Genomic DNA, 11,641 nt, shown 5'->3' with positions numbered 1-11,641 from the left:
TTCAACATTTATCGGTGCGATTTTGAAATATAACGGTGCACATCTAAAATATAACGGTGCAATTCCGAAATTTATCGGTGATTACCCAAAATAGGCAAGGAACCTTTGATTAATGGTGTTGGGATGAGCGCCATGATGCAGAGGATCGCGTTTTAAATCGAGAAAAAGCGAAATTGAGGTACTCCAGAAAAAGATACAGCAGCAGGTCCTTTTTACTGTTTGGCGTGAATATGGTCTGAATCGGTGCGATTATAGACATATCGGTGCGAATCCATTCGATTCCGGTGTGATTAATCGAACGGGACGGCCCGGGCAAACACGCAAATATGGTTTTCTAAATTATTTAGGCAGTGTCCTTTTACACATTCCTCTCTTTAATTGTTGTGTACAATCCAATTTCCATTTATTCGAGTTTAGTTTGAGGGAGACATACACAATTTGTGATGCTTTATCATACATTTACGATAGCAACTGATTTTTCAAAAAATTGCATCGGTTTTGTATATTTTAAATTGTTTGTGGCAACAATGGGTGATGGAGGTGGGAGAAATGGAAACCGCAAAAAAACAGCGATCCATGGATATATGTATGGTTTGTGAAGAGAAAAACGATAAGGGAATATATATTTTTCAACACTTTTTATGCACAGGCTGTGAACAAAGAATGGTTGTTACAGACACAGACGATGAGGAATATCAATTTTTTATAGAAAAGCTGAGAAAAATTAATCGAGTATCATGTTAAAGCAGGTGGGAGTGCGCCTGTTTTTTTATTTTGGTTTCAACACATCTTGAGGTCGGAATCATTTATAAAGGTATTTCATACATAAAGGAAAAGTAGCAGGATATCTGATAAAATGAAGTGAGGATCATATCAAAGAATCGGATGGATTTAACTTGAAAAATACCTACACACCTTTAATCAATAAATTGCTTAGACATTATGAAGAGCAGGAATTTCCATTTCATGTACCTGGCCATAAATTCGGAAAGCTGATGTCCAATCAAAAATGGGCTGAAAACCTACTTGCACTGGATGCAACTGAACTGAAAGGATTGGATGATCTGCATAATCCGACCGATGTGATTAAAGAAGCTCAGGATCTGACGGCTTCCTTTTATGGGGCAGACAAGAGCTACTTTCTGATCAATGGAACGACGGTCGGAAACCTGGCGATGATCTTAACTACCTGTAAACCTGATGCAAGGGTACTTGTTCAAAGAAATTGCCATAAGTCTGTCATAAATGGAATACAGTTAGCTGGTGCCCGTCCTGTGATGCTTTCTCCAGAAATTGATAGACTGACTGGGGTAGCGACAGGTGTGACATTAGAACAAGTGAGAAAGGCTTTTCACAAATATGACTCGATGGATGCCATAATTTTGACAAACCCTAATTATTACGGGATGACGAAGAATTTAAGCGAAATCATTTCGTTCGTACATAAAAAAAACGTTCCTGTTCTCGTTGATGAAGCACATGGGGCACATTATTCCATTGGAGCACCCTTTCCGCCTTCTGCGCTTTCTATGGGGGCTGATGTGGTCGTCCAATCGGCGCATAAAACTTTACCAGCAATGACGATGGCTTCCTTTCTTCATATCAACTCTGCTATTGTTGATGTTGAGCGATTGGAAGAGAACCTGCAGCTGTTACAGTCCAGCAGTCCATCTTATATGTTGATGGCCTCGTTGGATTATGCCCGTTCATACCTTGAGAGTTTGGAAATACACGATATCGATCGTATAGTAGGACAAATCAAGAAACTAATTGAACGTCTCAATAAAATTGTTCAAATTGAAGTCATTGATAGTACAGACAGCTGTGACTGGGTTGATCCGCTGAAAGTGGTCGTACAATCTAAAACATCATTATCAGGCTACGAGTTGCAATCGGTTTTGGAAAAAGCAGGAATTTTTTCAGAACTTGCCGATCCATACAATGTACTTTTCATCTTACCGCTCGCAACGCTCGATCGTATTGATGAGTTTGCTTCTATTGTTGAAATGCAATTAAGCCCTTATGAACCATGCGAGCGTAAAAGCGTGAAAATCGACCGATTCCCTTCGATTACGGAATTGACGATGACATATAAGGAATTACAAGGTCTTGAAACAAAAGGGGTTCCCTTAAAGGAGGCAGTGGGCCATATCAGCGCAGAAACACTCATCCCTTATCCACCGGGCATTCCACTCATCATGAAAGGTGAGAGGATCTCACAGTCCCATATCGATCAATGTCTTTTCTTAATTGAAAAAGGGGCGCGGTTCCAGGGAACGAACCCTGAAGATATACAGGTTATCGGATGAAACAACCAGGAAAGTCGGAGGTAGGAGCATGAATAACGCATTATTTATTACATTTGAAGGTCCGGAGGGGGCTGGAAAAACAACGATCATCAAACAAATCGAGAAGGAATTATCCAAACGGATGTCTGTTCTTTGTACTCGTGAGCCAGGTGGTATTGATATTGCAGAACAAATTCGTTCAGTGATCTTGAATCCGGAAAATACCAAAATGGATGGTCGTACCGAGGCATTGCTTTATGCAGCAGCTAGAAGACAGCATCTGGTAGAAAAAGTCATTCCAGCCCTAGAAGAAGGGAAACTTGTCCTATGCGATCGTTTCATTGACAGCAGTCTAGCTTACCAAGGATTTGCACGAGGGCTAGGCATAGAAGAAGTCTATTCAATCAACCGTTTTGCAACCGAAGATCGCACACCGGACTTGACCATCTATTTCGATCTATCCCCTGAGGTCGGATTGAGCCGGATTGCAGATAACGATCAACGGGAAAAGAATCGACTCGATTTAGAGAAAATGGAATTCCATAGACAGGTACAGGAAGGCTACAAGCGGGTTCTAAGTTTGTTTCCGGATCGTATTGTGAGCGTGAATGCTGAACAACCTATCGAAAAGGTCTACCAAGAGGTTTTAAGCAACATTGAAAACAAACTTGGTGAGATAAAATAGGTTGTACCTGTTATAATATTATAAATGACCTTTCTATGTTCTTTGATTCCTTAAACAGACTTTAAGAACATCTATATTAACTTTTTAGCACAGATTTTAAAGAAAGAAAATAGATTAGAGAGAGAATAGTATTAACATAAAGGTAAACCATTTGAAAGGAGCTTTCACTTATGAAGCTTGTGGTGGCGGTGGTTCAAGATAAAGATAGCAATCGTCTATCGGATGCACTTGTAAAAAGTAATTTTCGTGCTACAAAATTGGCAAGTACAGGTGGATTTTTAAGGTCCGGAAACACGACTTTCATGGTCGGTGTCGAGGACCAGCATGTTTCGCGTGTCCTTGATATCATCAAAGAAAATTGTCAAAGTCGGGACCAGCTCGTCGCTCCAGTATCTCCAATGGGTGGGAACGCAGATTCCTATGTGCCGTATCCAGTGGAGGTAGAAGTCGGAGGTGCTACGGTGTTTGTCCTCCCTATTGAACAGTTTATGCAGTATTAGGAGGCATAGTTATGAAAGTCGGACAAGAGCTTCGTACAACTGTTGAACAACGGCTTCAGGAAAATGTGAAGCCTCAAATCAAAGCAGGTAAGTTCGAATCAGTGGTACAGGCTCAGCAACAGAAACTTCAGAGCGACCAAATGACCCAATTACTCAATAAAATAGATCGCCAAGGTCAGCGATTGTTGAAATCCCAGACTCTAAGTGACCTTAGAGAATATAAACAACTTGTGAAGCGGTTCGTGAAAGAAACCGTGGAATTCGGAATGAATCTGAAAAAGTCGAGAAGCTGGAATGGTCACGGGAATTTAGAGACGATGCACCTGGTCGAACAAATCGATAAGGAATTGATGGCGCTTACTGATGAACTAGTGTCCCGGGAAGGTAAATCCATTGGTATATTAGGCCGGATTGGTGAAATAAAAGGTTTGCTCGTGAATTTGTATACGTAGAAAAGAGTCGATTGCAATGAACTGGAATACACTCGCAGATAGACAGCCTTATGTGGTCAAACTATTGACCAACAGTCTAAAAAAAGACCGTCTAGCTCATGCTTACTTATTCAAAGGCAATAAAGGGACCGGAAAAAGGAAAATTTCAATCCATTTGGCAAAAGCGTATTTTTGTCGGGTCAAGAAAGATAGTGAACCTTGTGGTGAATGTCCGGATTGTAAGCGGATTGATTCTGGAAATCATCCGGATGTCCACTTTGTGGCACCAGAGGGTCAATCGATCAAAATCGAACAGATTCGTCAGCTTCAAAAGGAATTTTCATATTTAGGGTTAGAGTCCAAGTCGAAGGCCTATATTCTTGAACATGCGGATCGAATGACGAGCCAAGCTGCAAATAGTCTATTGAAGTTTTTAGAAGAGCCTGGCCAAGAAACAATCGCCGTACTGCTGACTGAAAATCCTCAACAACTATTAGACACGATCCGATCGAGATGTCAAATCCTGACCTTTGCACCACAGTCACAAAGAAAATTGATAGAGTCACTTACAGAGGAGAACTATCCTGTCCAGCTTGCCCGGACTGCTGCTGCATTGACAAATGATCAGGCAGAAGCCGAAGAGTATTTGAATGATGAGTGGTTTGTACAAGCTAGAAAGAACGTGTTAAAATTAGGAGAAGAGCTTTTTGAAAGGCCCCAGCGTGCACTCCTTGCTCTTCATGAACATTGGAATCCACACTTCAAAGAGAAACAACAGGTCGAGATCGGTTTGGATTTGTTGTTGATTTTGTATAAAGACGTTTTTCTCACACAATTGGAAGAAGAACATTCGATCGTTTACAACGATCAACAAAATATATTATCCGTCCAAGCGCTACAAAGCTCTCAAAGCCGAGTGCGGACTCAGATGCTGCATATTCTTGAGGCGAAACGACGTTTGAACGCAAATATGAATCTCCAGTTATTAATGGAGCAATTAGTGCTTAGATTGCAGGAGGGATAACCCAAGTGTATGAAGTAATTGGTGTCCGCTTTAAAAAGGCGGGTAAAATATATTATTTTGATCCGGGTGACCTTGATATAGATGTCAATACATTCGTCATTGTGGAAACAGCCAGAGGCATAGAGTATGGCAAAACAGTTCTTGCTAGAAAGCAAGTAGATGAAAATGATGTTGTTCTACCCTTGAAGAAGGTTGTACGGGTAGCAAACACGAAGGATCAAATTTCAGTGCAAGAGAACAAAAAGGCTGCGGAGGAAGCATTCGATGTTTGTGTCAAGAAAATTGATGAGCATGATCTTGATATGAAACTTATCGATGTAGAATATACATTTGATCGAAATAAAGTCATCTTTTACTTCACCGCAGATGGTCGTGTCGATTTCCGTGAATTAGTAAAAGATTTGGCATCCATTTTCCGGACAAGGATTGAATTACGCCAAATCGGTGTCAGGGACGAAGCGAAAATGCTTGGCGGAATTGGCCCGTGTGGACGCCTGCTTTGCTGTTCGACTTTCTTAGGTGATTTTGAACCTGTATCGATCAAGATGGCCAAAGATCAAAACTTATCATTGAATCCAGCAAAAATATCTGGATTATGCGGGCGATTGATGTGTTGTTTGAAATATGAAAACGATGATTATGAGACTGCAAAAAAGGAGCTTCCAGACATTGGAGAAGAAATTCACACAGTGCATGGTAACGGGAAAGTTGTCGGTCTGAATATTTTAGAGCGGTTAGTACAAGTAGACCTTTACGAACGTGAACGTGTGATTGAGTATACCCTCGATGAACTTATAAAGGAAGGCTCCGTTTCACAAGCTACAGAGTAACGGGGTGAAGCCGTGGATAAAAAAGAAATCTTCTCAAGAGTAAGTGAAATGGAAGAGCAAATCGGAAGTTTATACAAGCAATTGGGAGATCTGAAAAACCAATTGGCTACTCTATTAGAAGAAAATCATCATTTAGAAATTGAGAATCGTAATTTGAGGAGCCGTCTGGAGAGGGAAAAGCAGCCAGCCGGTGATCAAGCTTCTTCTAAAAAAAGCGGTTCGCATAAACATGTTCCTGATATCGGTGAGGGCTTTGATACATTGGCACGTTTGTATCAAGAAGGATTCCATATTTGCAACCTTCACTACGGGAGTATACGGACTGAAGGGGATTGCCTGTTTTGTCTGTCCTTTCTTAACAAGAAATAAATGATGATTCCTCTGAAGTTTTATGAGGGGCTGGGCTGTGATTTTCGTAGTTCAGCCTCTTTTTTACACTGTAAGAAAGTATATGTCTACTAAGGCTCAGCGCTTGGCTGAGCCAAGTTTTCTTTACATAGGCTCACTCCCTTTCTATGGAAGAGAGAAGCGGAAGCGATCAGTTAAGTCACGTAAATCACAGTAGGTCTAAAGTGATCAAAGTGGTTGGGCGATAAAGGTGGACCAACACTTTTCTACATCCAAACTACGGGTTCTAGCCAAGCTCGCTTATCCCGCAAGAGTGTCACAAATTTCACTCAAAAAGTGAACAAAGCCTTTTCATAATTCATTACTATAGGAAAGGAATTATCCATGATGTCGATTGAGTTATTTGATGATGAACGGATCGATTATATTGTTAAAGATCAGTTGAAGATCATACAAAGCCCGTCTGTCTTCACCTTTTCATTAGATGCTGTTTTATTAGCCAACTTCGTATATGTGCCAATCCAGAAAGGAAAGTTGTTAGATTTATGTACTGGGACCGGCGCCGTTCCTTTAATTTTGTCAAGACGCACCAAGGGATCGATCACAGGAGTGGAAATCCAAGAAAAGCTTGTAAGCATGGCGGAACGAAGCATTAAACTGAACAGTCTGGAAGGGCGTATTCAAATTGTACATCAAGACATCCTAAATTATGAAAAGCGCTCCAATCAGGAATTTGACATTGTCACATGTAATCCCCCTTATTTTGATTCGAAAAACCCATTCGATCATAATGAAAACGAACACGTTGCGGTAGCACGTCATGAAATTTATTGTTCACTTGAAGACGTTGTAAGGATTGCAGCTAAAAATCTTCGGAATGGTGGAAAAGCTGCATTTGTCCATCGCCCGGAAAGATTGATGGACTTGTTATTTCTGATGCGTAAATTTAAAGTGGAACCGAAGCGTCTGCAGTTCGTTTATCCGAAACAGGGAAAAAATGCCAATATGGTGCTCGTCGAGGGGGCCAAAGGTGGGAAGCCTGATCTGAAACTGCTATCGCCACTGACCGTCTACAATCAATCGGACCAGTATACGGAGGAGGTCAAGAAAGCTTATGAGTGACTTCCAGCATTGTGTATATATATTGGAATGCTGCGACGGAACCCTTTATACAGGATATACGAACGATATCGATAAAAGGTTGATCGCCCATCAGCAGGGTAAAGGGGCGAAATACACGAGAGGAAGAACACCAGTCGAACTCGTGTATATGGAGTTTCACTTGACAAAGTCCGATGCGATGAAAGCTGAATATCAAATCAAGCAGCTGAACAAAAAGGAAAAGCAGCGGCTGATCGATGCGAAGGAGAAAATGAATCATGTGGAATCAACATAGCTACCAACCAGGAAACAAGCAAGGTTCTTTAGTGATCATTCCAACCCCAATCGGCAATTTGGAAGATATGACATTTCGGGCCATTCAAAATTTGAAAGACGCAGATTTGATAGCATGTGAAGACACCCGACAAACGAAAAAGTTATGCAATCATTTTGCTATTTCTACACCACTTGTCAGTTATCATGAACATAATAAAAGGAAAAGCGGAGAAAAATTGCTTCGTTTGCTTCAAAGCGGTCATACGATCGCAATTGTCAGCGATGCTGGAATGCCAGGTGTTTCTGATCCTGGTTTTGAATTGGTGAAACAATGTGTTGAAAACCAGATTCCTGTCATCCCTTTACCAGGGGCAAACGCTGCATTGCCTGCACTCGTTTCATCAGGCTTACCGACTGATCATTTTTATTTTTATGGATTTCTTCAGAGAGACAAGAAAACAAGGAGAGATGAACTCGAGTATATAGCTTCAATTCGGGATACGTTCATTTTGTATGAATCCCCCCACCGGCTCAAAGAAACCATGAAAGAACTGTCTGAGGCCTGTGGAAAATATCGACAAGCTTCGATCTGCAGAGAGTTGACAAAGAAATATGAAGAAATCATCCGCGGTAGTTTGGAAGAATTACACCAATGGAGTGAGAAGGTACAAATACGAGGTGAATTTTGCTTAATAATAGAAGGGACAGGGGAACTTCCTGAAGAGAAAGATCAATGGTGGCTGAAACTTTCTGTGATTGAACATATTGAGCACTATTTAAAGGAAGAAGATATGTCAAGTAAGGCTGCAATTAAACAAGTAGCCGTAGATCGTGGTTTGCCAAAACGTGAAGTGTATCAAATGTATCACGTTGAATGATTAAGAAAAGCGCAAACGCCCTGATCAGCCATGAAGGTCACTGGAAGTCCGACGAGGAGGCTCGAACCAAACAAAGTTCGGTTCTGCGTGGGTAACTTCTTAAGTAGGACTTCAATGTGTCGACCCCGCAGGAGGGCTGAAGTGATCCAAGTGGTTGGGCGATGGAGCTAGACCTTCACGTTCGTCTCTTTCATGAAAAAAGGTTGACCTTGATGGGCCAACCCTTCGTTATCCTCTTATTTTGCTTTTGAAACGTAGTTTTCCAATTCCTTCATGATTTGCTCTGCACCTTCACGGCTTAGAATGATTCTGCCCTCAGCAATTGAAAGATTGTCGTCAGATACCTCTCCAGTGACTTGGCAAGTCATGTTCGGCTTATATTTCTTAAGTACAATACGGTCATCGTCAACATAGATTTCTAGTGCATCCTTCTCTGCAATTCCTAGTGTGCGGCGAAGTTCAATCGGAATCACCACCCGACCTAATTCATCAACCTTACGAACAATACCTGTAGATTTCATACTAACAAATCTCCTCTCTTGTTTTCCTGTGTTTTTTGACTTGACTCTATGTTTATCGCCATAATTCGACAAAAACTATTATGCACTAATAATACCAGCGATTCCCAAACTCGTCAATCATTTTCTTTTGTGATAAAGTTTTCAATTTCTGTAAGTTCGACACAAACCTTAAGTTAACGGGTTCTATAAAGCAAAGACTGTTTGGGACTTACAAAAAAAGAAGTCATTTCCAGGAAAAACTTAATCATTTTTTAAAATTACTAATAACCTAAAAGTATTATACTTCAACGATAATTCGCCATAATTCGACAAAAACGTGAAAAGTGTGTCGAAATGATTATACGTCTACTTGAAGGAAACCCGTATTTCAGGTATATTTTTTAAGAAATACAGGAATACTGTAGTATTTACATATATTGTTTTCGTACCTCTGTGTCATTTTATGTCTAAGATAAGAAAAACTCTTTGATTAATGATAGAATTAAATCGGGAAAACGAATGAGAAAATAGAGGATTTAAAAAACAAATACCCCTATATTATTAATTTGAAACAATTTTTGGAAATCCAAGGAGGTTGCAAGATGTCAGGGGAAAACAAATCTTTTTATATCACTACACCAATCTATTACCCAAGCGGGAAACTCCATATCGGGCACGCATATACGACTGTCGCCGGTGATGCAATGGCACGCTATAAACGTTTGCGCGGTTATGATGTCATGTATCTGACTGGTACGGATGAACATGGTCAAAAAATCCAGGATAAAGCAGAAGAACAAGGTGTTGCCCCAATCAACTATGTAGATGAAATTGTAGAAGGGATCCAAGATCTTTGGGACAAGCTTGATATTTCCTATGATGATTTCATCAGAACCACTCAAGATCGTCATACAAATGTTGTCGAAAAGATTTTTCAGCAGCTGATGGACCAGGGGGATATTTACCTGGATGAATATGAAGGGTGGTATTGTACCCCTTGTGAATCCTTTTTTACAGACTTGCAGCTAGAAGAAGGAAATTGTCCGGATTGTAGCCGTCCTGTGCAAAAGGTAAAGGAAGAATCATATTTCTTTAAGATGAGTAAGTATGCAGATCGCCTGCTTGAATTTTATGAAGAAAACCCGCATTTCATTTTACCGGAAACAAGGAAGAATGAAATGGTCAATAACTTCATTAAGCCGGGCCTCGAGGATTTAGCAGTATCAAGGACTTCCTTTGACTGGGGTGTTAAAGTGCCCGGGAACCCGAAGCATGTCATTTACGTTTGGATCGACGCGCTATCCAATTACATCACGGCACTCGGTTATGGTTCCGGTAATGATGAACGCTACCAAAAATATTGGCCAGCTGATGTGCATTTGGTAGGAAAAGAGATTACCCGATTCCATACTATTTACTGGCCGATCATCCTCATGGCTCTTGATCTACCGTTGCCAAAACAAGTTTTCGCGCATGGTTGGCTGTTGATGAGAGATGGAAAGATGTCGAAATCTAAAGGAAATGTAGTGGATCCTGTTACGTTGATTGATCGTTACGGCCTGGATGCACTTCGTTATTATCTGCTTAGGGAAGTCCCATTCGGATCCGACGGCGTCTTTACACCAGAAAGCTTCGTGGACCGTGTGAACCACGATCTGGCTAACGATCTAGGTAATTTATTGAACCGTACCGTTGCAATGATCAGTAAGTATTTTGATGGGGAGATCCCCTCTCATCAAGGAACGATTACTTCGTTTGATGGCTCCTTGGAAGAGTTGGTCGATGCGACAGTTGAAAAAGTAGAAAATGCGATGGATCACATGGAATTTTCAGTTGCATTGTCTTCTATTTGGCAGCTGGTCAGTCGAACGAACAAGTATATCGATGAAACACAGCCCTGGATTCTCGTGAAAAATGAAGACCAAAGGGATCAGCTTGCGTCTGTTATGTCTCATTTGGCAGAATCTTTACGTTATATCTCTATTTTGATCCAACCATTCATGACTAAAGCGCCGTCTAAGATTTGGGAGCAACTTGGAATCGAAAGAGGTTTCCTGACGGATTGGGAAAGTTTGCATGAATTCGGCCAAATCCCAGGGGGAACGAAAGTCCAAAAAGGACAGCCGATCTTCCCTCGACTTGAAAATGATGAAGAAGTAACGTACATCAAGGAATCTATGACTGGCACAGGGCAAACAGAAGAAAAACGTGAAGAAGAGCCAGAGGATGAGAATAAGGGAAGTACAGACGAGATCACCTTCGATGAGTTCATGAAAGTGGAATTGAAGGTTGCAGAGGTTATTGAAGCCGGCAAAGTCAAAAAAGCTGATAAATTGTTGAAGCTTCAATTGAACCTGGGTGATGAAAAACGCCAGGTCGTATCTGGCATTGCGGATTATTATCAGCCAGAACAATTAGTCGGGATGAAGGTCATTTGCGTCACCAACCTGAAACCGGTAAAACTTCGAGGTGAAATGTCCGAAGGGATGATCCTTGCAGGAAGTAAAGATGGACAACTAAAGCTCGCTACAATCGATCAATCTCTACCAAATGGAACCATTGTAAAGTAATAAATAGAATAGTTTTAAAAGAGGCTTTGTTAAAGATGATGTTAAATTTAGGAAGACTCTATAGTGAAATTCACGACACTCCAGCGGGAAAAGCAAACCAGACGAGATCTACAGCGGGGATGCAGAGTAGTGATGTCAAGCTCCATTTAGGTCGAAGTGTATTACCCACGCAGAACTGAACTTTGTTTGGTTCGAGCCTCCTCGTCAGTT

Annotated in this window: 13 protein-coding genes; 12 read left to right on the top strand and 1 reads right to left on the bottom strand. The window is 41.0% G+C overall.

Features of this window, described 5'->3' with window-relative positions:
- Positions 1–549 precede the first annotated feature (549 nt).
- The 11 genes from L1611_RS19785 to rsmI all read left to right on the top strand — a co-directional run bounded on the left by L1611_RS19785 (position 550) and on the right by rsmI (position 8,361).
- Complete coding sequence (locus L1611_RS19785; protein WP_236315395.1) at positions 550–744, top strand: sigma factor G inhibitor Gin; 195 nt, start codon at positions 550–552, stop codon at positions 742–744.
- 152 nt (positions 745–896) lie between these two features.
- Positions 897–2,309 (top strand): aminotransferase class I/II-fold pyridoxal phosphate-dependent enzyme, encoded by a 1,413-nt coding sequence (locus L1611_RS19780; RefSeq protein WP_236315394.1) that lies wholly within the window; start codon positions 897–899, stop codon positions 2,307–2,309.
- Positions 2,310–2,337: 28 nt separating this feature from the next.
- Positions 2,338–2,973, top strand: a complete 636-nt coding sequence (gene tmk / locus L1611_RS19775) for a dTMP kinase (protein WP_236315393.1) — start codon at positions 2,338–2,340, stop codon at positions 2,971–2,973.
- Between the two features lie 170 nt (positions 2,974–3,143).
- The gene (locus L1611_RS19770) at positions 3,144–3,473 is read left to right on the top strand and encodes a cyclic-di-AMP receptor (RefSeq protein WP_236315392.1); all 330 of its coding nucleotides are present in this window, start codon (positions 3,144–3,146) and stop codon (positions 3,471–3,473) included.
- 11 nt (positions 3,474–3,484) lie between these two features.
- A complete protein-coding gene (locus L1611_RS19765) occupies positions 3,485–3,925 on the top strand; it encodes a YaaR family protein (protein ID WP_236315391.1) in 441 nt (146 codons plus the stop codon).
- Positions 3,926–3,941: 16 nt separating this feature from the next.
- Positions 3,942–4,928, top strand: coding sequence for a DNA polymerase III subunit delta' (gene holB / locus L1611_RS19760; RefSeq protein WP_265738528.1), 987 nt, complete (start codon positions 3,942–3,944; stop codon positions 4,926–4,928).
- Positions 4,929–4,933: 5 nt separating this feature from the next.
- Positions 4,934–5,758 (top strand): PSP1 domain-containing protein, encoded by an 825-nt coding sequence (locus L1611_RS19755; RefSeq protein WP_236315390.1) that lies wholly within the window; start codon positions 4,934–4,936, stop codon positions 5,756–5,758.
- Positions 5,759–5,770: 12 nt separating this feature from the next.
- Positions 5,771–6,127: a DNA replication initiation control protein YabA gene (yabA, locus tag L1611_RS19750; RefSeq protein WP_236315389.1), complete on the top strand. Its 357-nt coding sequence runs from the start codon at positions 5,771–5,773 to the stop codon at positions 6,125–6,127.
- A gap of 366 nt (positions 6,128–6,493) precedes the next feature.
- Positions 6,494–7,228, top strand: a complete 735-nt coding sequence (locus L1611_RS19745; RefSeq protein WP_236315388.1) for a tRNA1(Val) (adenine(37)-N6)-methyltransferase — start codon at positions 6,494–6,496, stop codon at positions 7,226–7,228.
- Positions 7,221–7,502 carry a GIY-YIG nuclease family protein gene (locus tag L1611_RS19740; RefSeq protein ID WP_236315387.1) on the top strand — a complete coding sequence of 94 codons (282 nt, stop codon included), beginning with the start codon at positions 7,221–7,223 and terminating at the stop codon, positions 7,500–7,502. The genes L1611_RS19745 and L1611_RS19740 overlap by 8 nt, the downstream gene beginning before the upstream one ends.
- Positions 7,486–8,361: a 16S rRNA (cytidine(1402)-2'-O)-methyltransferase gene (rsmI, locus tag L1611_RS19735; protein WP_236315386.1), complete on the top strand. Its 876-nt coding sequence runs from the start codon at positions 7,486–7,488 to the stop codon at positions 8,359–8,361. Before L1611_RS19740 ends, rsmI begins: the two co-directional genes overlap by 17 nt.
- Positions 8,362–8,597: 236 nt before the next feature.
- Here the strand turns inward: rsmI and abrB are convergent, their stop codons facing one another.
- On the bottom strand, positions 8,598–8,882 hold the full coding sequence (abrB, locus tag L1611_RS19730; protein ID WP_236315385.1) for a transition state genes transcriptional regulator AbrB: 285 nt from the start codon (positions 8,880–8,882) through the stop codon (positions 8,598–8,600).
- A gap of 581 nt (positions 8,883–9,463) precedes the next feature.
- Here abrB and metG point away from each other — a divergent pair.
- Complete coding sequence (gene metG / locus L1611_RS19725; protein ID WP_236315384.1) at positions 9,464–11,431, top strand: methionine--tRNA ligase; 1,968 nt, start codon at positions 9,464–9,466, stop codon at positions 11,429–11,431.
- Positions 11,432–11,641: the final 210 nt, after the last annotated feature.

Origin of the sequence: Pseudalkalibacillus salsuginis, from assembly GCF_021646685.1 — a bacterium.
GTDB lineage: Bacteria > Bacillota > Bacilli > Bacillales > Fictibacillaceae > Pseudalkalibacillus > Pseudalkalibacillus salsuginis.
The sequence above is the reverse complement of the archived record's forward strand: the minus strand, read 5'-3'. Positions and strand labels throughout refer to the sequence as shown.